Source organism: Salmonella sp. SA14318 (assembly GCF_029866905.1).
Classification (GTDB): Bacteria; Pseudomonadota; Gammaproteobacteria; order Enterobacterales; family Enterobacteriaceae; genus Salmonella; species Salmonella enterica.
The window spans coordinates 4,579,207-4,601,694 of sequence record NZ_CP123282.1 but is presented as its reverse complement, the minus strand read 5'-3'; the positions used below and the strand labels follow the sequence as shown (position 1 = coordinate 4,601,694).

The window sequence follows — 22,488 nt, the reverse complement described above, 5'->3', positions numbered from 1 at the left end:
CCTTTCTGCATAAGGGGAAATTATTGCTTTTTCGCGTTTCGTTGCGTGTTGACGGCAAATTTTTGCTGGCGTAACATGCGCCCACGATTACGCTAAGAGGACATTCGCCTTGGACACACCCAGTAGATACTGGCTCATTATCCTGTCATCCAGGATCAACTCCTAAGGCTATCCCTTTTTGCTGATAGCCTTAGCGGTTGTCAGCGACCTTTCATTTTTTCCCGTCGCGTTGAGTCAGGCTGTTTAATGGTCTGAAACCCAATTTGTTTCTGTGTGCCCATCTGAACTGTCCGATATTTTTACGCATTGGGAGTCCCGGTCATGCTGAGCGCATTTCAACTGGAAAAAAACCGACTGACCCGGCTGGAAGTCGAGGAGTCACAAAGCCTGATTGATGCCGTATGGGTCGATTTGGTCGAACCGGACGACGACGAGCGATTGCGCGTACAATCTGAGCTGGGCCAGAGTCTGGCGACGCGTCCTGAACTGGAAGATATCGAAGCATCCGCGCGCTTCTTTGAAGACGAAGACGGACTGCATATCCACTCCTTCTTCTTCTTCGAAGATGCGGAAGATCATGCCGGTAACTCTACGGTGGCATTCACTATTCGCGATGGCCGTCTGTTTACGCTGCGTGAACGCGAACTGCCCGCCTTCCGTTTGTATCGTATGCGCGCCCGCAGCCAGGCGATGGTCGACGGTAATGCTTATGAATTACTGCTCGATCTGTTCGAAACCAAAATTGAACAGTTAGCGGATGAGATCGAAAACATCTACAGCGATCTGGAAAAACTGAGCCGCGTCATTATGGAAGGGCATCAGGGCGATGAATACGACGAAGCGCTCTCCACGCTGGCGGAACTGGAAGATATCGGCTGGAAGGTACGCCTGTGTCTGATGGATACCCAACGCGCGCTGAACTTCCTGGTGCGCAAGGCGCGCTTACCGGGCGGACAGCTGGAGCAGGCGCGTGAGATCCTGCGCGATATCGAATCTCTGCTGCCGCACAATGAATCGCTGTTCCAGAAGGTGAACTTCCTGATGCAGGCGGCGATGGGTTTCATCAATATTGAGCAGAACCGCATTATCAAAATCTTCTCGGTGGTTTCCGTGGTGTTCCTGCCGCCGACGCTGGTCGCTTCCAGCTATGGGATGAACTTCGAGTTTATGCCGGAACTGAAGTGGAGCTTTGGTTATCCAGGCGCGATTATCTTTATGATTCTGGCGGGGCTTGCGCCGTATTTGTACTTTAAGCGCAAGAACTGGCTGTAAGACATTAAGGCCAGGGTGATTCAGCTGCGGCTGAACCACCCTGAAAAGTTACAGGCTCCAGGTATTGATACCTTTAACCTCTTTTTCATAGAACCACTTATTTGTATTGACGCCGACATAAGCTGCGACAACAAGTCCAAGTATGTTAACGCCGATTAATGCTCCAATAAATATTGCAACGATCCCTAATAAAATAACTATAATTGCTTTTTTCCACAGACCCAGTACAAACAAATAAATCCATGAGAAGAAAAAGGCAATAAAGTTTATTTGAATAGTCAACCGTTGTCGGGGCTTTAATGCTTTAAATGCCTGTTTATATTCTGGGCTTACTTTCCAAAATCCAGGGAAACCATGTTGATCGTAAAATGAAAAACGGTATTTCCATTTTTCAGATAGCGAACCATCATTAATATAATCCTTGTCCATGTAAACTCCATTAAATTACTTGTTGAGTGAATTCGAATCCGGGGGGGCCAGAAGTAGCAGAGAAAAGGTTGCAAAATACCAGATTAGAAAAAGAGGCATACCAAAGCCATCGCAAGCGAAATCTTCAGCAACCATTATCACGAAGGAGGCAATATAGATTACAAGCGTACCCCATACATAGAATTTTATATATTCAAAGCCACTGTCTCTGAATCGCTGACAGTTTAAATTAATGACGAGATAATGTAGTAAAATTGTGAATAAAATTGCCAGTATCACAAAGCTTAAATGTAATAAAACCCCAACCAAAATGGAAAATATTATATTTATTAGCGCGAATGATAATAAATAGCGACATCTGGAAACACATCTCTCAGATGAAGGAATAAAAACACTTAACATTAATTTCACATCCATATGTTGGGTTACGTCGTTAGCATGACAATATGCTACCCCCCTTACAAGGGGAGGCATATTTTTTCAGATTATATTTAGAATAATAGTCGCGTTATTTTTTACGCTGCGTATAAATCGCATCCATCACGAAAATCGCCAGCGCGACCCAGATAAACGCAAATGTCACCATCTTATCCGCGCCCGGCACTTCGCCATAAAACGTCACCGCCAGTAAAAACATCAGCGTTGGGCCGATATACTGGAAAAAGCCCAGTGTAGAAAGACGCAGACGCGTAGCCGCTCCGGTGAAGCACAGCAGCGGAATCGTAGTGACCACACCCGCCGCCATTAACAGCAAGTTCAACGATAGTGCGTTTTGCCCCATATGGCTGGTAGGGCTATCGGCGATGCCAAACAGATAAATCGCGGCGACCGGCAACAGCCATAGCGTTTCGACCAGCATACCCGTCTGCGCTTCAACGGCGATCTTCTTACGCACCAGGCCGTAAAACGCAAAACTAAACGCCAGCCCCAGCGCGATAATCGGCAGTGAACCAAACGTCCACAGTTGCACCAGCACGCCGCACACCGCCAGAATCACCGCCAGCCACTGCATTCGACGGAAGCGTTCGCCAAGAAAAATCATCCCCAGCAAGATGTTAACCAGTGGATTAATGAAATAACCCAGGCTGGCCTCCAGCATATGGTGATTATTTACCGCCCAAATGAACAATAGCCAGTTACCGCCGACCAGTACGGCGGACAGGGCCAGCAGGAAAATCTTCTTTGGCGTTTTCAGTAAACGCTTAACCTGTCGCCACTGCCGGCTGACGCTAAGCAGCGCCACCATAAAGAAAAATGACCAAATCACGCGGTGCGTCAGGATCTCATCTGCGGGAACGTAATAGATCAGTTTGAAATACGCGGGGGCGATCCCCCAAATAAAATAGGCGGCAAGAGCGAGTAATACGCCCTGCCGTGTTTGTTTTGCGTCCATCCGGAAAACTCGTATCTGAAGTGTAACAACAGTTTACCTGCTTTTATCCCACCATATAAGTAGCGGTGGCGCTGGCGATGTACAGCTGATCTTCATTGTGTAATTCCACGCGGGCGACGGCCACTTTATTCCCTGCGCGCAGCAGGCTACTGGTGGCCGTAAAGCGGTTGCCTCTGCCCGGACGCAGGTAATCAACGCGCAGGTCAATCGTTCCCATCCGCGACAGGCGCTGGCGTAGTTCATCTTCGCTGATGGTTTCGTGGCGAGTTAGCGTGCTGCCGACGCATACCAGTCCGGCGGCGACATCCAGCGCAGAGGCGATCACGCCGCCGTGTAAAATGCTTTGCGCCCAGTTGCCGACCATCATCGGCTGGTTGTTGAAGGCCAGTTGGGCGAACGCTTTTTCATAGCGTTCCAGCTCCAGCCCTAACGCCCGATTAAACGGCATGTGGTAGACAAACATTTCACCCACTAATTTCAGAGCTTGTTCAGCGGTAAGTACAGCGGACATAGATTCCTGACACTCCATTGGTTAATGAAATGTTGATATTATGCTTATTAATTGTTGTTTTCTACTTTAAGAAGGGATAACTAACGGCTATGTGTGTAAATATGTAAAAATGGTTGGCAGAGAATGATTCAAGCTGAAAATACTTCGTCAGGAGAACGTCAAGAATGCGGGCGATTTTGAGAGGGTTGTTGCCAGCCACGCTACTGCCATTAGCGGCATATGCACAAGAAGCTACGATAAAAGAGGTTCATGATGCGCCTGCAGTACGGGGAAGTATCATCGCTAACATGCTACAGGAGCATGATAACCCTTTTACGCTTTACCCTTATGACACGAACTACTTGATCTACACGAACACCAGCGATCTGAACAAAGAGGCCATAAGTACCTACAACTGGTCTGAAAACGCACGTAAAGATGAAGTGAAATTTCAGTTGAGCCTGGCGTTTCCGCTGTGGCGCGGAATACTGGGGCCGAACTCGGTACTGGGCGCTTCCTATACGCAGAAATCCTGGTGGCAGCTTTCCAACAGTAAAGAGTCTTCGCCGTTTCGCGAAACCAACTACGAACCGCAGCTTTTTCTTGGTTTTGCTACCGATTATCGCTTTGCCGGCTGGACACTGCGCGACGTAGAGATGGGCTACAACCATGACTCTAACGGACGTTCGGACCCCACCTCGCGTAGCTGGAACCGTCTGTATACCCGTCTGATGGCCGAAAACGGTAACTGGCTGGTAGAGGTCAAACCGTGGTACGTGATTGGCAGTACCGACGATAATCCGGACATCACCAAATATATGGGTTATTACCAGCTTAAAATCGGTTATCACCTGGGCGAGGCGGTATTAAGCGCCAAAGGCCAGTACAACTGGAATACAGGCTACGGCGGCGCGGAAGTTGGATTAAGCTATCCGGTCACTAAACATGTCCGGCTTTATACCCAGGTGTACAGCGGCTATGGCGAATCGCTGATCGACTATAATTTTAATCAGACACGTGTCGGCGTCGGCGTGATGCTTAACGATATCTTCTGATTGGATTGTGTTTTAAACATTGCAGTTTCTCTCGCAGGCGCTGAAAATAGCGCCTGTTTTGATTTATGGTGAACGGGGTTAATGTGGCGCAGGCGGAAGTGTTGAATCTGGAATCAGGGGCCAAACAGGTTTTACAGGAAACCTTTGGCTACCAACAGTTTCGCCCGGGCCAGGAAGCGATTATTGATACTGCGCTCTCCGGTCGCGACTGTCTGGTCGTCATGCCCACCGGCGGCGGCAAATCTCTGTGCTATCAAATCCCGGCGTTGTTGCTGGACGGATTGACCGTCGTCGTTTCGCCCCTGATCTCGTTGATGAAAGACCAGGTCGATCAGCTACTGGCGAACGGGGTGGCGGCGGCCTGTCTGAACTCCACTCAAAGCCGCGAGCAGCAGCTTGAGGTGATGGCGGGGTGCCGTACCGGACAGATTCGTCTGCTGTATATTGCGCCGGAACGCCTGATGCTGGACAACTTTCTTGATCATCTGGCGCACTGGAATCCGGTATTGCTGGCGGTGGATGAAGCGCACTGTATCTCGCAGTGGGGTCATGATTTCCGTCCGGAATATGCGGCTCTCGGTCAGCTTCGCCAGCGTTTTCCCGCTTTGCCGTTTATGGCATTGACCGCCACCGCCGACGACACCACGCGCCAGGATATTATTCGTCTGCTTGGGCTTAACGATCCGTTAATCCAGATCAGTAGCTTTGACCGACCGAATATCCGCTACATGCTGATGGAGAAGTTTAAGCCGCTCGACCAGCTAATGCGCTATGTTCAGGAGCAACGCGGCAAATCGGGTATCATCTACTGCAACAGTCGGGCGAAAGTGGAAGATACCGCTGCGCGCTTGCAAAGTCGCGGCATTAGCGCGGCGGCCTATCATGCGGGGCTGGAAAACGCTATTCGCGCCGATGTGCAGGAAAAATTTCAGCGCGACGATCTGCAAATCGTGGTGGCGACCGTCGCTTTTGGAATGGGCATAAACAAACCTAACGTACGTTTCGTCGTGCATTTCGATATCCCGCGCAATATTGAATCCTACTATCAGGAAACGGGCCGCGCCGGGCGCGACGGACTGCCTGCGGAAGCCATGCTATTTTACGATCCGGCTGACATGGCCTGGCTACGTCGTTGTCTGGAAGAGAAACCAGCCGGACAGCTTCAGGATATTGAACGGCATAAACTGAATGCGATGGGCGCTTTTGCCGAAGCGCAAACCTGCCGCCGCCTGGTATTGCTTAATTACTTTGGCGAAGGCCGACAAGAACCGTGCGGCAACTGCGATATCTGTCTCGATCCGCCCAAACAATATGATGGCTTAAACGATGCCCAGATTGCGCTTTCTACCATTGGTCGGGTTAACCAGCGTTTTGGCATGGGCTACGTTGTCGAGGTGATCCGCGGCGCGAATAACCAACGCATCCGCGATTTCGGTCATGACAAACTCAAGGTTTATGGCATGGGACGCGAAAAGAGCCATGAGCACTGGGTGAGCGTGATTCGCCAGCTCATTCATCTGGGGCTGGTAATGCAAAATATTGCGCAGCACTCCGCATTACAGTTGACGGATGCCGCGCGTCCGGTGCTCCGTGGAGACGTTCCGCTAAAGCTTGCGGTGCCGCGCATCGTCGCCCTCAAACCCCGCGTGATGCAGAAATCGTTCGGCGGTAATTACGATCGCAAATTGTTCGCTAAGTTGCGCAAGCTGCGTAAAGCTATCGCTGATGAAGAGAATATCCCGCCGTATGTGGTCTTTAACGACGCCACGTTGATAGAAATGGCGGAACAGATGCCGGTTTCCGCCAGCGAGATGTTAAGCGTTAACGGGGTTGGGATGCGCAAACTGGAGCGCTTCGGGAAAGAATTCATGGCGCTCATCCGCGCGCATGTCGATGGTGATGACGAAGAGTAGTCAGCCCGGCAAAAAAGTGCCAGGATGGTGACTCACTGAACTATTTCCCCGCGAGCCATTTTTATGATGATGCTATTTTTCACCGTGGCAATGGTGCACATCGTTGCGCTAATGAGCCCCGGCCCCGACTTTTTCTTCGTGTCTCAAACTGCTGTCAGCCGTTCGCGTAAAGAAGCGATGATGGGCGTACTGGGCATTACCTGCGGCGTGATGGTATGGGCGGGCGTGGCGCTGCTTGGCCTGCATCTCATCATCGAAAAAATGGCCTGGCTGCATACGATCATTATGGTAGGTGGCGGCCTGTACCTGTGCTGGATGGGCTATCAGATGCTGCGCGGCGCGCTGAAAAAACAGGATGCGGCGGCGTCTTCTCCGCACATTGAACTGGCGCAGAGCGGGCGCAGTTTTCTCAAAGGGCTGTTGACCAATCTGTCGAATCCTAAAGCGATTATCTATTTTGGTTCCGTTTTTTCACTGTTTGTCGGCGATAACGTCGGCGCTGCGGCGCGCTGGGGTATTTTCGCGTTAATTACCCTGGAAACGCTGGCCTGGTTTACCGTAGTCGCCAGCCTGTTCGCGCTGCCGAAAATGCGCCGCGGCTATCAGCGTCTGGCGAAATGGATTGATGGTTTTGCCGGCGCTCTGTTTGCGGGCTTTGGTATTCACCTGATTATTTCGCGCTAATTTACCTCCGGGCCGGATAAACATCATCCGGCACGACTATCACGCGTGTCTTGCCGACGCCAGGAGCGCGCCTACCAGCATAAACAACGAACCAAACGCTTTATTCAGCGCCTTCATCTGCTTTGGTCCTTTAATCCAGGCGGCAATGCGCTGCGCCAGCGTGGCGTAACCGGTCATCACAATCATATCCACCACAATCGTAGTGACGCCGAGAATGAGGTACTGCGCCAGTTGCGGTTGCTGCGGCATGATGAATTGCGGAAACAGGGCGGCAAGAAAGACAATACTTTTGGGATTGGTTAGATTGACAAAGACCGCGCGTTTGAACAGTCGACCCCGCGATTGCGTCTGGGCGAGAGTATGCAGATCGATAGCGCCTGCGGCGCGCCATTGCTGGATACCCAGCCAGATAAGATAAGCCGCGCCAGCCCATTTCAGAATTTCAAAAGCGAGGAGAGAGCGCGAAAAGAGCGTACCCAGTCCGACGCCCACCAGTACGATATGTATCCCCAGCCCGGTCTGGAGTCCGGCGATAGAAGCCGCTGCGCCACGATATCCATGGTTGATAGACGTCGTCATGGTATTGATGGCGCCTGAACCCGGAGAAAGACTCAGCAGAGTTGAGGTCAGTAGATAGGCGAACCACCATTCAAAGGTCATGCGAAACTCCCTGGTTGTCTGTTTTTGTGCCACAATACGCTACTGCCGCTGTGTTGTGTCAGGCACGACGCAAAAAACGATTTTACCTGGTAAACGAGGCCGAAAACCCGATGTTTCAGCAGCAAAATGACTGGGAAACAAGAGAAAATGCGTTTGCCGCTTTTGCTATGGGGCCGCTGACCGATTTCTGGCGTCAGCGGGAAGAGGCGGAGTTTATCGGCGTGGGTAACATTCCGGTGCGCTTTGTCCGTTTTCGAAATGATTCCAACGATCGGACGATCGTCATTTGTCCTGGCCGCATTGAGAGTTATGTAAAATACGCTGAACTGGCGTATGACCTTTTTCATCTCGGTTTTGATATCTTCATCATCGACCACCGTGGTCAAGGGCGCTCCGGGCGGATGTTATCGGACCCGCATCGGGGTCACGTTGATCATTTTAACGATTATGTTGAGGACTTAGCGGCGTTCTGGCAGCAGGAAATTGAGCCGGGGCCGTGGCGTAAGCGTTATATCCTGGCGCACTCAATGGGGGGCGCGATAGCCACCCTGTTCCTGCAACGCCATCGTGTGCGGTGCGATGCTATTGCGCTCACCGCGCCGATGTTTGGTATTGTGATACGCTTGCCTTCCTTTATGGTGCGCCATATTCTCGACTGGGCCGAGGGGCACCAGCGTATCCGTGAAGATTACGCTATTGGTACCGGTCAGTGGCGGGCGTTGCCGTTTGGGATGAATGCGCTGACCCACAGCCGCCAGCGTTATCAGCGCAACTTACGATTTTATGCCGACGAGCCGCAGCTGCGCGTTGGCGGCCCCACCTGGCATTGGGTACGCGAAGGCATTCTGGCGGGTGAGCAGGTTCTGGCTGGGGCGAGCGATGACACGACGCCTACGCTACTGATTCAGGCGGAAGAAGAGCGGGTAGTGGATAACCGCACCCACGATCGTTTTTGTGAAATTCGCGCCGCGGCGGGATACCCTTGTGAAGGGGGAAAACCGCTGGTTATCAAAGGCGCGTACCATGAGATCCTTTTTGAAAAGGACGCCATGCGCTCAGTCGCGCTTAACGCCATTGTTGAATTTTTCAACAAGCCTAATTTATCCAGCGGAAATCGCTTTGCTTAGAGGTTAAATTTTATTATGTATCAGGTTGTTGCGTCTGATTTAGATGGCACGCTGCTCTCCCCCGACCATACGTTGTCCCCTTATGCCAAAGAGACTCTGAAGCTGTTGACCGCACGCGGCATCCATTTTGTCTTTGCCACTGGTCGTCATCATGTCGATGTAGGGCAAATCCGCGATAATCTTGAAATCAAGTCTTATATGATCACCTCCAACGGCGCGCGAGTGCACGATACCGACGGGAATTTGGTTTTTACGCATAATCTGGACAGCGACATTGCCAGCGACCTGTTCGGGGTGGTGAATGCGAATCCGGACATCGTGACTAACGTTTATCGCGACGACGAATGGTTTATGAATCGTCATCGCCCCGATGAAATGCGTTTTTTCAAAGAGGCGGTATTTAACTACTCGTTGTTTGAACCTGCGCTGCTGGAGCCGGAGGGCGTCAGCAAAGTGTTTTTCACCAGCGACACTCATGAAAAGTTGTTGCCGCTGGAGCAGGCGATTAACGCGCGCTGGGGCGATCGGGTAAACGTGAGCTTCTCTACGCTAACCTGTCTGGAAGTGATGGCGGGCGGAGTGTCGAAAGGTCATGCGCTGGAAGCGGTCGCTCAGGCGATGGGGTACAGTCTGAAAGAGTGTATCGCCTTTGGCGACGGAATGAACGACGCTGAAATGCTCACGATGGCGGGCAAAGGCTGCATCATGGGCAATGCGCACCAGCGTCTGAAAGACCTGTATCCCGAACTTGAGGTGATCGGCATCAACGCGGATAACGCCGTGCCGCATTACCTGCGCGATCTTTTCTTACGCTGATGTGATTGTTTGTTAGTTGACCAGTTGTCAACTTCACTCTCCGCTACAATGGGTGTTTCCTGTTTTAAGAGACATCCATTGTGGCGCTACTCATCATTACCACTATCCTGTGGGCTTTCTCCTTTAGTCTATTTGGCGAGTATCTTGCCGGGCATGTCGATAGCTATTTCGCGGTGCTGATACGCGTTGGGCTGGCGGCGCTCGTTTTTCTGCCGTTTTTGCGTTCTCGCGGGCACAACCTAAAAACCATCAGCCTGTATATGCTGGTGGGGGCGATGCAGCTTGGCATCATGTATATGTTGAGCTTCCATGCTTACCTCTACCTGACCGTATCCGAACTGCTGCTGTTTACCGTTCTGACGCCGCTCTATATCACGCTGATTTACGATGTGATGAGTCAGCGTCGTTTGCGCTGGGGCTATGCATTTAGCGCGTTGCTGGCGGTGATTGGCGCCGGGATTATTCGCTACGATCGCGTGACCGACCATTTTTGGGTCGGTTTGCTCCTGGTGCAGCTTTCTAATATCAGTTTCGCTATCGGAATGGTGGGGTATAAACGTCTGATGGAGACCCGTCCCATGCCGCAGCACAACGCCTTTGCATGGTTCTATCTGGGGGCGTTTTTGGTGGCGGCGGTGGCGTGGTCGCTGTTGGGGAACGCGCAAAAGCTGCCGGAAACCACGCTGCAATGGAGCATTCTGGTGTTTCTCGGCGTGGTGGCGTCCGGCATTGGCTACTTTATGTGGAACTATGGCGCTACCCAGGTAGACGCCGGGACTCTGGGTATCATGAATAATATGCATGTTCCTGCAGGACTACTGGTTAATCTTGCCATCTGGCATCAGCAGCCCCACTGGCCAAGCTTTATTACAGGCGCGGCTGTGATCCTGGCTTCGCTGTGGGTGCATCGAAAATGGGTCGCTCCGCGCTCCGCACAAACGGCAGATGATCGCAGGCGTGATCCCGCGTCGAGCGAATAAACGCCTCGGTCACCGCCTGACGCTGGTCGCCGTCGCGCACGGCGGCATACAGGCGGCTCCACAGACCATCACCCAGGGTTTTGGTCACCACCAGACCCTGGCGCTCAACGCTTTCCACCACCCAGTGCGGCAGGGCGGCAATGCCCATTCTGGCCGCCACCATCTGAATCAGCAGTAGCGTATTATCCACGCTTTTCAGCAGCGGACTGATACCCGCCGGTTGCAGGAAATGTCGCCAGACATCCAGTCGGCTGCGCTGCACCGGGTAAATCAACAGCGTTTCGCTGGCTAAATCTTCCGGCGTAATCTGCGTTTTGCTGGCCAGCGGATGGTCGGGCGCCAGCACCAGTCGGACTTCAAAATCAAACATCGGCGAATAATGCAGCCCGCTGCGCGGCAAAATATCCGATGTCATCACCAAATCCAGCTCGCCTTGTTGCAAGGCCGGTTGCGGATCAAAAGTGACGCCGGATGTGAAATCCATTTCTACCTGCGGCCAGCTTGCACGGAAGTTTTCCAGCGCCGGGGTCAGCCACTGAATACAGCTATGACATTCAATAGCGATGCGCAGACGAGTTTGCTGCGGTTCGTTGCACGCCTGCAGCGCACGGCTGATTTGCGGCAGCACCTGGTTTGCCAGTTGCAGCAGAACTTCCCCCTGCGGCGTAAAGCGCAGCGGCTGGCTTTTACGCACGAACAGGCGGAAGCCAAGGCGTTGTTCCAGATCGCTGAACTGATGAGACAGAGCGGATTGGGTCTGGTGCAGCACCGCAGCAGCAGCAGCCAGCGATCCACTATTCCGCAATGCCTGGAGTGTTTTCAGATGTTTAATTTCGATCATGAAAGTCCTTCACTTCGCCATGAACAAATTGCGCTTGAGGAATATACAGTACCTTTACATTATGGATGTGTAAACATCCAGACGTCTAAAACTCGTCATATTTCGACTTGCAGATGCGTTGGCTTCCTTGCTTACCCCAGTCACTTACTTCAGTAAGCTCCTGGGGATGCGCTGTGTCGCCGCCTTCCTGCAAGCCGAACTATTTAGAGTTTTACTTTCAGATTCAATAAAATAAGAGAGGAAGTAAAATGACAATATTGACTCATACCCTCGGTTTTCCTCGCGTTGGCCTGCGTCGCGAGTTGAAAAAAGCGCAAGAGAGCTACTGGGCGGGGAACTCAACGCGTGAAGCGTTACTGGCGGTGGGCCGCGAACTGCGCGCGCGTCACTGGGAGCAGCAGAAACAAGCGGGTATTGACCTGTTACCGGTAGGCGACTTTGCCTGGTACGACCATGTTCTGACCACCAGCCTGCTGTTAGGCAATGTGCCGGCTCGTCATCAGAACAACGACGGTTCCGTGGACATCGACACTCTGTTCCGCATTGGCCGCGGTCGCGCGCCAACCGGCGAACCGGCGGCGGCAGCGGAAATGACCAAATGGTTTAATACTAACTATCACTACATAGTACCGGAGTTCAGCAAAGGCCAGCAGTTCAGACTCACCTGGACACAGTTGCTGGAGGAAGTGGACGAAGCGCTGGCGCTGGGGCATAAGATCAAACCCGTACTGCTAGGGCCTGTCACGTATCTGTGGCTGGGTAAAGTGAAAGGCGAGCCGTTTGACCGCCTGACGTTGCTGAAAGACATTTTGCCGGTGTATCAGCACGTGCTGGCCGAGCTGGCGAAGCGTGGTGTTGAGTGGGTCCAAATTGATGAGCCAGCGCTGGTGCTGGAACTGCCGCAGGCGTGGCTGGATGCCTTCAAACCGGCTTACGACGCGCTCGCCGGCCAGGTGAAGCTGTTGCTGACGACCTATTTTGAAGGCGTGACGCCAAACCTGGACACTATTATCGCGCTACCGGTACAGGGGCTACATGTTGACCTCATTCATGGCAAAGATGATGTAGCGGAACTGCATCAACGTCTGCCGGTCGACTGGCTGCTTTCCGCAGGCTTGATTAACGGGCGTAATGTCTGGCGCGCCGATTTGACCGAAAAATACGCGCAGATTAACGCCATTGTGGGCAAACGCGCGCTGTGGGTAGCATCCTCCTGCTCTTTGCTGCACAGCCCGATCGATCTCAGCGTCGAAACGCGTCTGGATACGGAAGTAAAAAGCTGGTTTGCCTTTGCGCTGCAAAAATGCGGTGAACTAGCGTTGCTGCGCGATGCGCTGAACAGCGGCGAAACGGCGGCGCTTGAGGAATGGAGCGCACCGATTCAGGCTCGTCGTCACTCCCGCCGCGTACATAATGCCGCGGTAGAAAAACGCCTGGCGGCGATCACCGCGCAGGACAGCCAGCGTGAGAATCCGTATGAGGTGCGCGCTGAAGCGCAACGCGCCCGCTTTAAACTTCCCGCCTGGCCGACGACGACTATCGGTTCGTTTCCGCAAACCACGGAAATTCGCAGTCTGCGTCTGGACTTCAAAAAGGGCAACCTCGATGCGAATAACTACCGCACCGGCATCGCCGAACACATCAGGCAGGCTATCATCGAGCAGGAGCGTTTAGGGCTGGATGTGCTGGTACACGGCGAAGCCGAGCGAAACGACATGGTGGAATACTTCGGCGAGCATCTGGACGGCTTCGTCTTTACCCAGAATGGTTGGGTGCAAAGCTATGGCTCCCGCTGTGTGAAACCGCCGGTAGTGATTGGCGATATCAGCCGTCCGGCACCGATTACCGTGGAGTGGGCGAAATATGCCCAGTCGCTGACCGACAAGCCGGTAAAAGGGATGTTGACCGGCCCGGTGACTATTCTTTGCTGGTCATTCCCCCGCGAAGACGTGACCCGCGAAACGATTGCGAAACAGATTGCGCTGGCGCTGCGTGATGAAGTCGCGGATCTGGAGGCGGCGGGGATCGGGATTATTCAGATCGACGAACCGGCGCTGCGCGAAGGTCTACCACTGCGTCGCAGCGACTGGGACGCCTATCTGGAATGGGGTGTGGAAGCCTTCCGCATCAACGCGGCGGTGGCGAAGGATGAAACCCAGATCCACACCCACATGTGTTACTGCGAGTTCAACGACATTATGGATTCGATCGCCGCGCTGGATGCGGATGTGATCACCATTGAGACCTCCCGCTCGGATATGGAGTTGCTGGAGTCGTTCGAAGCGTTCGACTACCCGAACGAAATCGGGCCGGGCGTGTACGATATTCACTCGCCGAACGTGCCGAGCGTCGAGTGGATTGAAGCCCTGCTGAAGAAGGCGGCACAACGTATTCCGGCACAACGCCTGTGGGTGAATCCGGACTGCGGTCTGAAAACTCGCGGTTGGCCGGAAACCCGCGCGGCGTTAGCGAACATGGTCAAAGCGGCGCACAATCTGCGTCAGGCGAAATAGCCCATCCTGACCGCTGCGTTTATCCGGCAGCAATGCGGCGCTACCCTTTGACGGGTAGCGCCCGTGCCTGACCTGATTAACAGCGCCTCTATCTCCTCTTTTTTCTCATTTCCCTTTTTCTTATTTTCCGCGCTGTCTTTTTCAGGATCTGGCTATTTGGCGATCTTGATAATAAAAAGGTTCTCCGTATGAATGACAACCAGGCGGATAGCGTCCCCGGAAGCAGCGCGGCGGATTTTATTGCCTCGCAGATCGTTTTTCCTGTCATGATCGCCCAGCGCTCTCATAGCACAAAACGAGGTTTTCCATTCTGTTATGTTCCCTGGCGACGATAAACGTCGCATTGTCTCATGGCGCTGGTGAACCTTATTTTTTAACGGAGATGTCTGACATGGCGGTAGCAGGTTGTCACGTAATGGCCAAACCCGGCGGCGCGATCTGCAATATTGATTGCACATATTGCTTCTATCTTGAAAAAGAGGCGCTGTACCCGGAACGCAATAAAAACTGGCGGATGTCGGACGAGACGCTGGAACAATTTATACGCCAGCATATTGCCGCGCAGAGTGGCGACCGCATTGACTTTGCCTGGCAGGGCGGCGAACCGACCATGATGGGGCTACCGTTTTTCCGCCGGGTTGTCGCATTATGTGAAAAGTACGGCGATGGGCGAAAAATCACTCATGCGTTGCAGACGAACGGCATCCTGGTGAATGACGAGTGGGCGCGCTTTTTCGCTGAACAGCATTTTCTCATCGGTCTCTCTATCGACGGCCCGGCGTCGTTACACAACCACTATCGGCTTAATCGCGCTGGAAAAGGAACTCATGAACAGGTCGTCGCAGCAATGGCGCGGCTTAAAGCGCACCATGTCGACTTTAATACCTTAACCGTCGTGGGAAAACATAACGTCGGTCATGCAGCAGACGTCTACGAATTTCTTCTGGCGGCGGGATCGCGTTTTATTCAGTTTATCCCGCTGGTAGAGCGAATGAGCACCGATAACTCATCGGTACTTAATCTGGTGATGCCCGGCGAAAGCGCGGCGACGCTGGCGCCATGGACGGTACCGTCGTGGCAATATGGCGAATTTCTCAACCAGATCTTTGATATCTGGGTTCGTCGCGACGTAGACCGCGTCTATGTGCAGATGTTTGACGTGGCGTTAGCCGCCTGGACGGCGCAGCAGCCGGTACTGTGTGTACATTCCGAGACTTGTGGACATGCCTTCGCGTTGGAGTCGAACGGCGATCTCTACAACTGCGACCACTTTGTCTACCCGGAACATCTGCTGGGGAATATCCACCAGCACAGCATCAAAACCTTAAATAATAGCGAGCGGGCTATTGTGTTTGGCGAGGCCAAGCGGGAGACCCTGACCGCCGATTGTCGTCGCTGTGACTACCGCTTTGCGTGTCATGGCGGCTGTCCGAAGCATCGCTTTGCCGTCTCGCCGTCCGGTCATCCTGCGCATAATTACTTGTGTGCGGGCTATAAGCATTTTTTCCAGCACGTTACGCCGTATATGAATGTCTGGCGGGAGCTGCTGGCGCAAGGCTATCCGATGGCATCGATCATGCGCTGGCTGGCGCAGGACGCGCGTAAAGACACAGGAGCCGTCAGTCGTAACCATCTCTGTCCCTGCGGCAGCGGCAAAAAATATAAAAAATGCTGTGGTAAAGCATAGCTAACGTGGCGATGACGCTTTGTTGAGCCTACACCGACTCCGGTCTCGTAGGCCCAACAAACATCGTAATGCGCTGTGGTTAGCCTTTTTTCCCACCGTACTGCGCGAACCATTCCAGCATTCTTTGCCAGCCGTCTTTCGCTGAGGCTTCGTGGTAGCCCGGACGATAATCGGCATTAAACGCGTGCCCTGCATCGGGATAGACCACGATTTCCGCCTTCGCATTAGCGGCGCGTAGCGCCTGACGCATGGTTTCCACGCTCTCCTGTGGAATACTGGTATCCTGCCCGCCGTATAAACCCAGTACCGGCGCGTTAAGATCGGTGGCGATATCAACGGGATGCTTCGGCGAATTGAGTGACGTGTCGCCCACCAGCTTGCCGTACCACGCTACCGCTGCTTTTAACTGTGGGTTGTGCGCGGCGTACAGCCAGGTAATTCGGCCTCCCCAACAAAAACCGGTGATCATCAGCCGATGCGCATCCCCGCCGTTGCGCGAAGCCCAACTGGCGACGTGATCCAGGTCGGCAAGGACTTGCGAATCGGGTACTTTAGCCACCAGCCCGCTCAATAATGTGGGTATATCGGCGAAATCATTGGGGTCGCCTTCGCGGAAATAGAGCTCCGGCGCGATAGCGAGATAGCCTTCCAGCGCCAGTCGTCGGCAAATATCGCGAATGTGTTCATGTACGCCAAAAATTTCCTGTACCACAATGACCACAGGCAGCGCGCCGTCGCTTGCCTTTGGTCTGGCGTAATAGGCTGGCATATCGTCGCCCTGAGAGGGAATCGACGTTATCCCCGCGCTAATGGCCCCATCAGGCGTATGAATCATCGTAGGGGCAAGTGGGGAAGCTGCAGGTGCAAAGCCGGATGGATGTGTCGTTGTCATGGTATTCTCCGTACCCTTAAAAAATAGCGCAATCTTAACTATAGACAGTGTGTAACAAACCACATTGCCTTAAAGCGGCTATCTTTTGTGCAATGCCTGGCGATATTGATTATTTATTGTGATGCGCATCACTTTTTAATGGTAATCGAGTGCAATTGTTTTACGCCATAGTGATGGCTGTCACGAAAATATCTTTATGCCTTAGGTAAAGTGTCTTTTTGCTTCTTCTGACAAACCCGATTCACAGAGGAGTTTTATATGTCCAAGTCTGATGTTTTTCATCTCGGCCTCACCAAAAACGATTTACAAGGGGCCAAGCTCGCCATCGTCCCTGGCGATCCTGAGCGTGTGGAAAAGATCGCCGCGCTGATGGATAAGCCGGTTAAGCTGGCATCTCACCGCGAATTCACCTCCTGGCGCGCTGAGCTGGATGGCAAAGCAGTTATCGTTTGCTCTACCGGTATCGGCGGCCCGTCTACCTCTATTGCCGTGGAAGAACTGGCGCAACTGGGTATTCGTACCTTCTTGCGTATCGGCACCACGGGGGCTATTCAGCCGCACATCAACGTCGGCGACGTTCTGGTAACGACCGCATCCGTACGTCTGGATGGGGCGAGCCTGCATTTTGCGCCGATGGAATTCCCGGCGGTTGCCGACTTTGCCTGCACCACTGCGCTGGTTGAAGCCGCGAAATCGATTGGCGCCACGACTCACGTTGGCGTAACCGCCTCTTCCGACACTTTCTATCCGGGTCAGGAACGTTACGACACCTATTCTGGCCGCGTTGTTCGTCGCTTCAAAGGCTCTATGGAAGAGTGGCAGGCGATGGGCGTAATGAACTACGAAATGGAATCCGCTACGCTGTTAACCATGTGCGCAAGCCAGGGGTTACGCGCAGGTATGGTGGCGGGCGTTATCGTCAACCGTACCCAACAAGAGATTCCGAATGCGGAAACGATGAAACAAACTGAAAGCCACGCGGTGAAAATCGTCGTGGAAGCGGCCCGTCGTCTGCTGTAATTCTCCTCTCTTTTGCAAAGGCCGACGCGTTCGGCCTTTTCTTTTTGCGTGGCGCCTCGCAGGAAATCCCTTTTAAACTGGACGTTTATACAGCACAATTCTATTTTGTGCAGGACAGTGTGGTTCCAGGAGAGGTGTTGTGGATATTACTCTTATGATAAGCGCCGTCGTGGCGCTGGCGGCTGGGGCGGTGATTGGCTGGCTGGCGACGAAAGCGCACGCCGATCAAATCCGCGCCGATCTTATCGAAGAACGGCGTGAGCTGGATATCGAACTTAGCGCGGCCCGGCAGCAATTAGCGCAAGAAGCGCACTGGCGCAGTGAATGCGAGTTACTTAATAACGAACTGCGTAGCCTGCACAGTATTAATACCTCTCTGGAAGCCGATCTGCGTGAAGTCACGACCCGTCTGGAAGCGACTCAACAACACGCGGAAGACAAAATCCGTCAGATGATCAACAGCGAACAGCGTTTAAGCGAGCAGTTTGAAAATCTGGCGAATCGTATCTTTGAACACAGTAATCGTCGCGTAGACGAACAAAACCGACAAAGCCTGAATAGCCTGCTGACGCCGCTGCGTGAGCAACTGGACGGTTTTCGCCGCCAGGTTCAGGAGAGTTTTGGCAAAGAAGCGCAGGAGCGGCATACGCTGGCGCACGAAATTCGTAATTTGCAGCAGCTTAACGCGCAAATGGCGCAGGAAGCGATCAACCTGACGCGCGCTTTGAAAGGGGACAATAAGGCGCAAGGAAACTGGGGCGAAGTTGTGCTGGCGCGGGTGCTGGAGGCATCCGGACTGCGTGAAGGCTACGAATACGAAACCCAGGTCAGTATTGAGAACGATGCGCGCTCGCGGATGCAGCCGGATGTCATCGTCCGCTTGCCGCAGGGCAAAGATGTGGTCATCGACGCTAAAATGACGTTGGTCGCCTACGAGCGTTACTTTAACGCTGAAGATGACTATACGCGCGAGGCCGCTTTACAAGAGCACATCGCCTCGGTGCGCAATCATATTCGCTTACTGGGGCGTAAAGACTACCAGCAGCTTCCCGGCCTCCGCTCGCTGGACTATGTTCTGATGTTTATCCCCGTAGAACCCGCTTTCCTGCTGGCGTTAGATAAACAGCCCGAACTGATAACCGAGGCGCTGAAAAATAACATTATGCTGGTAAGCCCCACGACGCTGCTGGTGGCGTTACGGACAATCGCCAACCTGTGGCGCTATGAACACCAGAGCCGCAATGCGCAGCACATCGCGGACAGAGCCAGTAAGCTCTACGATAAAATGCGATTGTTCGTTGATGATATGTCAGCGATCGGTCAGAGTCTGGATAAAGCGCAGGATAACTACCGCCAGGCGATGAAAAAACTTGCGTCGGGGCGTGGCAACGTTTTGGCGCAGGCGGAGGCCTTCCGGGGGCTAGGCGTGGAAATCAAACGCGAGATTAATCCGGATTTAGCGGAACAGGCTGTTACGCAAGATGAAGAATATCGTTTACGATCGATCCCTGAAGAGCGGCAGGATGAACATTATCCCAATGATGAACGGGTGAAGCAGCAGTTAAGTTAACCCATACGGAGTAGTTTAGTCCTGGCGCAGAGTAGGGCAAATTGGCCCAATCTGTTACACTTCTTGAACATTTTTATCGATAAGCAGGCACTGAGATGGTGGAAGATTCACAAGAAACGACGCACTTTGGCTTTCAGACCGTCGCTAAAGAGCAGAAAGCTGACATGGTGGCCCACGTTTTTCATTCTGTGGCGTCAAAGTACGATGTGATGAATGATTTAATGTCATTTGGCATTCATCGTTTGTGGAAGCGCTTCACCATTGATTGCAGTGGCGTGCGTCGTGGACAAACCGTTCTCGATTTAGCGGGCGGTACGGGCGATCTTACCGCGAAATTTTCACGTATGGTCGGGGAAACTGGCAAAGTTATCCTGGCGGATATTAATGATTCTATGCTCAAAATGGGGCGTGAGAAGCTGCGTAATATCGGCGTGATCGGCAACGTAGAGTATGTGCAGGCGAATGCCGAAGCTCTGCCTTTCCCTGATAATACGTTTGATTGCATTACCATTTCGTTTGGTTTGCGCAATGTAACGGAAAAAGAAAAAGCGCTGCGGTCAATGTTCCGTGTGTTGAAACCCGGCGGACGTTTACTGGTGCTTGAATTTTCCAAGCCTATCATTGAGCCGCTGAGTAAAGCGTATGACGCCTATTCTTTCCATATTTTACCGCGTATTGGCTCGATGGTCGCGAACGATGCGGATAGCTATCGGTATCTCGCGGAATCCATCCGTATGCATCCCGATCAGGATACCTTAAAAGCCATGATGCAGGACGCCGGATTTGAGAGCGTGGATTATTACAATCTGACGGCGGGCGTTGTGGCATTGCACCGTGGTTATAAATTCTAGGAGGGTGGAATGCCTTTTAAACCCTTAGTGACCGCAGGAATTGAAGGTCTCCTCAATACGTTTCTGTATCGTTCGCCAGCGCTGAAATCAGCCAGAACGCGCTTACAGGGAAAAGTACTGTGTGTGAAACTAAAGGGATTTTCGACGCCATTAGTCCTGGTATTCAGCGAACGCCAGGTTGATGTGCTGGGGGCATGGGAAGGCGAAGCGGACTGTACGGTAATCACTCAAGCTAGCGTTTTGCCAAAACTACGCGATCGTCAGCAGTTGGCCGCGCTTATTCGCAGCGGCGAACTGGAAGTGCAGGGCGATATTCAGGTCGTGCAAAATTTTGTGGCGCTCGCCGATCTCGCCGAATTCGATCCTGCGGAGCTGTTGGCGCCATACACGGGTGATATTGCGGCGGAAAGTATCGGTAAGGTCGTGCGTGGCGGGGCTAAATTCCTGCGCCACGGGTTTCAACGCCAGCAGCGTTATGCCGCTGAAGCGATCACTGAAGAGTGGCGTATGGCGCCTGGCCCGCTGGAAGTCGCATGGTTTGCCGAAGAAACCGCGGCTGTTGAGCGCGCCGTAGATTCTCTGACCACACGGCTGGAAAAACTGGAGGCCAAATGACGCCAGGTGAAGTACGGCGCCTATATTTCATCATCCGCACGTTTTTAAGCTACGGCCTTGATGAACTCATCCCCCGAATGCGTCTTACACTGCCACTCCGATTATGGCGCTATTCGCTGTTCTGGATGCCAAACCGGCATAAAGATAAATTGCTGGGTGAACGATTAAGACTGGCGTTGCAAGAGCTGGGACCGGTCTGGATCAAATTTGGCCAGATGCTCTCCACGCGCCGTGACCTGTTCCCGCCGCAAATCGCCGATCAGCTCGCTTTGCTCCAGGATAAAGTCGCGCCATTCGATGGTCGGCTGGCGAAAGCCCAGATTGAAGAGGCGATGGGGGGGCTACCAGTCGAAGCCTGGTTTGACGACTTTGATATCCAGCCTTTAGCGTCGGCGTCAATCGCCCAGGTACATACCGCGCGATTGAAATCAAACGGTAAAGAAGTGGTTATTAAGGTCATTCGCCCAGATATTTTGCCGGTAATTCAGGCAGACCTGAAACTGATTTATCGCCTTGCTCGCTGGGTACCACGCCTGTTGCCGGATGGGCGTCGTCTGCGCCCGACGGAAGTGGTACGTGAGTATGAGAAAACGCTGATCGATGAGCTGAATCTGCTACGGGAATCGGCCAACGCGATTCAGTTACGCCGCAATTTTGAAAATAGTCCCATGCTGTATATCCCGGAGGTGTACTCCGATTACTGTAGCCAGAACATGATGGTGATGGAGCGGATATACGGCATTCCTGTTTCGGATGTGGCGGCGCTGGAAAAGAACGGCACCAACATGAAACTGCTGGCGGAACGCGGAGTTAAAGTTTTCTTCACCCAGGTTTTCCGCGACAGCTTTTTCCATGCGGACATGCATCCGGGAAATATTTTTGTCAGCCATGAACACCCTGAAAATCCGCAATATATCGGCATTGACTGCGGTATCGTCGGGTCGCTAAACAAAGAAGATAAGCGTTATCTGGCAGAAAACTTTATCGCGTTTTTTAATCGCGATTACCGAAAGGTGGCGGAGCTGCATGTCGATTCAGGCTGGGTTCCGCCAGATACCAACGTTGAAGATTTTGAGTTTGCCATCCGCACCGTCTGTGAACCTATCTTTGAAAAGCCGCTCGCGGAAATCTCGTTTGGTCATGTGTTGTTAAACCTTTTCAATACAGCGCGTCGATTTAACATGGAAGTCCAGCCGCAACTGGTGTTGTTGCAGAAAACATTATTGTATGTTGAAGGGGTTGGGCGGCAACTTTATCCTCAGCTTGATTTGTGGAAAACGGCGAAGCCGTTTCTTGAGTCCTGGATCAAAGATCAGGTGGGTATTCCGGCTCTCACGCGGGCTCTTAAAGAAAAAGCGCCGTTCTGGGTCGAAAAAATGCCAGAAATACCTGAACTGGTGTACGACAGTTTGCGCCAGGGCAAATATTTACAGCACAGTGTTGATAAGATTGCGCGCGAGTTACAGGTAAACCATGTGCGCCAAAGTCAGTCTCGTTATTTATTGGGAATTGGCGCAACGCTGTTACTGAGCGGGTCATTCTTACTCGTCAACCGCCCTGAATGGGGATTGATGCCTGGCTGGCTCATGGTCGGCGGCGTAGTGGTCTGGCTGGTTGGCTGGCGTAAAACTCGTTGAGATTTTTTATCGCTCAACGCCGGTTGTGTCACGCAGGTACATA

22 protein-coding genes are annotated in these 22,488 nt (G+C 52.8%); 15 read left to right on the top strand and 7 right to left on the bottom strand.

What is annotated here, in order from left to right; translation table 11 throughout:
• The first annotated feature begins 109 nt into the window (after nucleotides 1–109).
• A complete protein-coding gene (ysgD, locus tag QEN32_RS21895) occupies nucleotides 110–166 on the top strand; it encodes a YsgD/CorL family protein (protein ID WP_212723238.1) in 57 nt (18 codons plus the stop codon).
• A 155-nt stretch (nucleotides 167–321) separates the two neighbouring features.
• Nucleotides 322–1,272 (top strand): magnesium/cobalt transporter CorA, encoded by a 951-nt coding sequence (gene corA / locus QEN32_RS21890; RefSeq protein WP_000947139.1) that lies wholly within the window; start codon nucleotides 322–324, stop codon nucleotides 1,270–1,272.
• A gap of 48 nt (nucleotides 1,273–1,320) precedes the next feature.
• On the opposite strand, the gene QEN32_RS21885 is transcribed toward corA, so the two are convergent.
• From QEN32_RS21885 to yigI, 4 genes are read right to left on the bottom strand one after another with little or no spacing between them, the layout of a single operon-like run.
• Nucleotides 1,321–1,701, bottom strand: coding sequence for a DUF2628 domain-containing protein (locus QEN32_RS21885; protein ID WP_000356594.1), 381 nt, complete (start codon nucleotides 1,699–1,701; stop codon nucleotides 1,321–1,323).
• A 15-nt stretch (nucleotides 1,702–1,716) separates the two neighbouring features.
• The gene (locus QEN32_RS21880) at nucleotides 1,717–2,175 is read right to left on the bottom strand and encodes a membrane protein (protein ID WP_001538085.1); all 459 of its coding nucleotides are present in this window, start codon (nucleotides 2,173–2,175) and stop codon (nucleotides 1,717–1,719) included.
• A gap of 34 nt (nucleotides 2,176–2,209) precedes the next feature.
• Nucleotides 2,210–3,094, bottom strand: a complete 885-nt coding sequence (gene rarD / locus QEN32_RS21875; RefSeq protein WP_000339080.1) for an EamA family transporter RarD — start codon at nucleotides 3,092–3,094, stop codon at nucleotides 2,210–2,212.
• 43 nt (nucleotides 3,095–3,137) lie between these two features.
• Nucleotides 3,138–3,605: an acyl-CoA thioesterase YigI gene (yigI, locus tag QEN32_RS21870; protein ID WP_001277136.1), complete on the bottom strand. Its 468-nt coding sequence runs from the start codon at nucleotides 3,603–3,605 to the stop codon at nucleotides 3,138–3,140.
• Nucleotides 3,606–3,769: 164 nt separating this feature from the next.
• Here yigI and pldA point away from each other — a divergent pair, with 164 nt between their 5' ends.
• The 3 genes from pldA to rhtC all read left to right on the top strand — a co-directional run bounded on the left by pldA (nucleotide 3,770) and on the right by rhtC (nucleotide 7,236).
• Nucleotides 3,770–4,639 (top strand): phospholipase A, encoded by an 870-nt coding sequence (pldA, locus tag QEN32_RS21865; RefSeq protein WP_001201692.1) that lies wholly within the window; start codon nucleotides 3,770–3,772, stop codon nucleotides 4,637–4,639.
• Between the two features lie 83 nt (nucleotides 4,640–4,722).
• Nucleotides 4,723–6,552 (top strand): ATP-dependent DNA helicase RecQ, encoded by a 1,830-nt coding sequence (recQ, locus tag QEN32_RS21860; RefSeq protein ID WP_001533487.1) that lies wholly within the window; start codon nucleotides 4,723–4,725, stop codon nucleotides 6,550–6,552.
• Between the two features lie 63 nt (nucleotides 6,553–6,615).
• Nucleotides 6,616–7,236 carry a threonine export protein RhtC gene (gene rhtC, locus QEN32_RS21855; protein ID WP_000980080.1) on the top strand — a complete coding sequence of 207 codons (621 nt, stop codon included), beginning with the start codon at nucleotides 6,616–6,618 and terminating at the stop codon, nucleotides 7,234–7,236.
• Nucleotides 7,237–7,275: 39 nt separating this feature from the next.
• Here rhtC and rhtB read toward each other — a convergent pair whose 3' ends face one another.
• Complete coding sequence (gene rhtB / locus QEN32_RS21850; RefSeq protein WP_000142524.1) at nucleotides 7,276–7,896, bottom strand: homoserine/homoserine lactone efflux protein; 621 nt, start codon at nucleotides 7,894–7,896, stop codon at nucleotides 7,276–7,278.
• Nucleotides 7,897–8,006: 110 nt separating this feature from the next.
• Between rhtB and pldB the strand changes: the two genes are divergently transcribed.
• The 3 genes from pldB (at nucleotide 8,007) to QEN32_RS21835 (ending at nucleotide 10,819) form a co-directional block, all read left to right on the top strand.
• Nucleotides 8,007–9,023 (top strand): lysophospholipase L2, encoded by a 1,017-nt coding sequence (gene pldB, locus QEN32_RS21845; protein WP_000487685.1) that lies wholly within the window; start codon nucleotides 8,007–8,009, stop codon nucleotides 9,021–9,023.
• Between the two features lie 15 nt (nucleotides 9,024–9,038).
• Nucleotides 9,039–9,839 carry a sugar/pyridoxal phosphate phosphatase YigL gene (gene yigL, locus QEN32_RS21840; RefSeq protein WP_000285338.1) on the top strand — a complete coding sequence of 267 codons (801 nt, stop codon included), beginning with the start codon at nucleotides 9,039–9,041 and terminating at the stop codon, nucleotides 9,837–9,839.
• 80 nt (nucleotides 9,840–9,919) lie between these two features.
• Nucleotides 9,920–10,819 carry a carboxylate/amino acid/amine transporter gene (locus QEN32_RS21835; protein WP_001196254.1) on the top strand — a complete coding sequence of 300 codons (900 nt, stop codon included), beginning with the start codon at nucleotides 9,920–9,922 and terminating at the stop codon, nucleotides 10,817–10,819.
• Here the strand turns inward: QEN32_RS21835 and metR are convergent.
• The gene (metR, locus tag QEN32_RS21830) at nucleotides 10,707–11,660 is read right to left on the bottom strand and encodes an HTH-type transcriptional regulator MetR (RefSeq protein WP_000569786.1); all 954 of its coding nucleotides are present in this window, start codon (nucleotides 11,658–11,660) and stop codon (nucleotides 10,707–10,709) included. The genes QEN32_RS21835 and metR overlap by 113 nt on opposite strands.
• Nucleotides 11,661–11,908: 248 nt before the next feature.
• Here metR and metE point away from each other — a divergent pair, with 248 nt between their 5' ends.
• Both metE and QEN32_RS21820 read left to right on the top strand, forming a co-directional pair.
• Nucleotides 11,909–14,173: a 5-methyltetrahydropteroyltriglutamate--homocysteine S-methyltransferase gene (metE, locus tag QEN32_RS21825; RefSeq protein WP_265322397.1), complete on the top strand. Its 2,265-nt coding sequence runs from the start codon at nucleotides 11,909–11,911 to the stop codon at nucleotides 14,171–14,173.
• A 343-nt stretch (nucleotides 14,174–14,516) separates the two neighbouring features.
• Nucleotides 14,517–15,860, top strand: a complete 1,344-nt coding sequence (locus QEN32_RS21820; protein WP_023254072.1) for an anaerobic sulfatase maturase — start codon at nucleotides 14,517–14,519, stop codon at nucleotides 15,858–15,860.
• 79 nt (nucleotides 15,861–15,939) lie between these two features.
• Here the strand turns inward: QEN32_RS21820 and QEN32_RS21815 are convergent, their stop codons facing one another.
• Nucleotides 15,940–16,752, bottom strand: a complete 813-nt coding sequence (locus QEN32_RS21815) for a dienelactone hydrolase family protein (protein ID WP_000213959.1) — start codon at nucleotides 16,750–16,752, stop codon at nucleotides 15,940–15,942.
• A gap of 258 nt (nucleotides 16,753–17,010) precedes the next feature.
• On the opposite strand from QEN32_RS21815, the gene udp reads away from it, so the two are divergent.
• The 5 genes from udp to ubiB all read left to right on the top strand — a co-directional run bounded on the left by udp (nucleotide 17,011) and on the right by ubiB (nucleotide 22,445).
• On the top strand, nucleotides 17,011–17,772 hold the full coding sequence (gene udp, locus QEN32_RS21810; RefSeq protein ID WP_265322396.1) for a uridine phosphorylase: 762 nt from the start codon (nucleotides 17,011–17,013) through the stop codon (nucleotides 17,770–17,772).
• Nucleotides 17,773–17,911: 139 nt separating this feature from the next.
• Complete coding sequence (rmuC, locus tag QEN32_RS21805; RefSeq protein WP_042949738.1) at nucleotides 17,912–19,342, top strand: DNA recombination protein RmuC; 1,431 nt, start codon at nucleotides 17,912–17,914, stop codon at nucleotides 19,340–19,342.
• A gap of 95 nt (nucleotides 19,343–19,437) precedes the next feature.
• Nucleotides 19,438–20,193, top strand: a complete 756-nt coding sequence (ubiE, locus tag QEN32_RS21800; protein ID WP_000229009.1) for a bifunctional demethylmenaquinone methyltransferase/2-methoxy-6-polyprenyl-1,4-benzoquinol methylase UbiE — start codon at nucleotides 19,438–19,440, stop codon at nucleotides 20,191–20,193.
• A 9-nt stretch (nucleotides 20,194–20,202) separates the two neighbouring features.
• The gene (gene ubiJ, locus QEN32_RS21795) at nucleotides 20,203–20,808 is read left to right on the top strand and encodes a ubiquinone biosynthesis protein UbiJ (RefSeq protein ID WP_001116093.1); all 606 of its coding nucleotides are present in this window, start codon (nucleotides 20,203–20,205) and stop codon (nucleotides 20,806–20,808) included.
• Nucleotides 20,805–22,445, top strand: a complete 1,641-nt coding sequence (gene ubiB, locus QEN32_RS21790) for a ubiquinone biosynthesis regulatory protein kinase UbiB (RefSeq protein WP_000187559.1) — start codon at nucleotides 20,805–20,807, stop codon at nucleotides 22,443–22,445. The genes ubiJ and ubiB overlap by 4 nt, the downstream gene beginning before the upstream one ends.
• Nucleotides 22,446–22,488 lie beyond the last annotated feature (43 nt).

Bases quoted from the DNA above. Each gene is read 5' to 3' on its own strand.
- corA (WP_000947139.1), top strand. From the start codon at position 322: ATGCTGAGCGCATTTCAACTGGAAAAAAACCGACTGACCCGGCTGGAA.
- QEN32_RS21885 (WP_000356594.1), bottom strand. From the start codon at position 1,701: ATGGACAAGGATTATATTAATGATGGTTCGCTATCTGAAAAATGGAAA.
- QEN32_RS21880 (WP_001538085.1), bottom strand. From the start codon at position 2,175: ATGCCTCCCCTTGTAAGGGGGGTAGCATATTGTCATGCTAACGACGTA.
- rarD (WP_000339080.1), bottom strand. From the start codon at position 3,094: ATGGACGCAAAACAAACACGGCAGGGCGTATTACTCGCTCTTGCCGCC.
- yigI (WP_001277136.1), bottom strand. From the start codon at position 3,605: ATGTCCGCTGTACTTACCGCTGAACAAGCTCTGAAATTAGTGGGTGAA.
- pldA (WP_001201692.1), top strand. From the start codon at position 3,770: ATGCGGGCGATTTTGAGAGGGTTGTTGCCAGCCACGCTACTGCCATTA.
- rhtC (WP_000980080.1), top strand. From the start codon at position 6,616: ATGATGATGCTATTTTTCACCGTGGCAATGGTGCACATCGTTGCGCTA.
- rhtB (WP_000142524.1), bottom strand. From the start codon at position 7,896: ATGACCTTTGAATGGTGGTTCGCCTATCTACTGACCTCAACTCTGCTG.
- pldB (WP_000487685.1), top strand. From the start codon at position 8,007: ATGTTTCAGCAGCAAAATGACTGGGAAACAAGAGAAAATGCGTTTGCC.
- yigL (WP_000285338.1), top strand. From the start codon at position 9,039: ATGTATCAGGTTGTTGCGTCTGATTTAGATGGCACGCTGCTCTCCCCC.
- metR (WP_000569786.1), bottom strand. From the start codon at position 11,660: ATGATCGAAATTAAACATCTGAAAACACTCCAGGCATTGCGGAATAGT.
- metE (WP_265322397.1), top strand. From the start codon at position 11,909: ATGACAATATTGACTCATACCCTCGGTTTTCCTCGCGTTGGCCTGCGT.
- QEN32_RS21815 (WP_000213959.1), bottom strand. From the start codon at position 16,752: ATGACAACGACACATCCATCCGGCTTTGCACCTGCAGCTTCCCCACTT.
- udp (WP_265322396.1), top strand. From the start codon at position 17,011: ATGTCCAAGTCTGATGTTTTTCATCTCGGCCTCACCAAAAACGATTTA.
- ubiE (WP_000229009.1), top strand. From the start codon at position 19,438: ATGGTGGAAGATTCACAAGAAACGACGCACTTTGGCTTTCAGACCGTC.
- ubiJ (WP_001116093.1), top strand. From the start codon at position 20,203: ATGCCTTTTAAACCCTTAGTGACCGCAGGAATTGAAGGTCTCCTCAAT.
- ubiB (WP_000187559.1), top strand. From the start codon at position 20,805: ATGACGCCAGGTGAAGTACGGCGCCTATATTTCATCATCCGCACGTTT.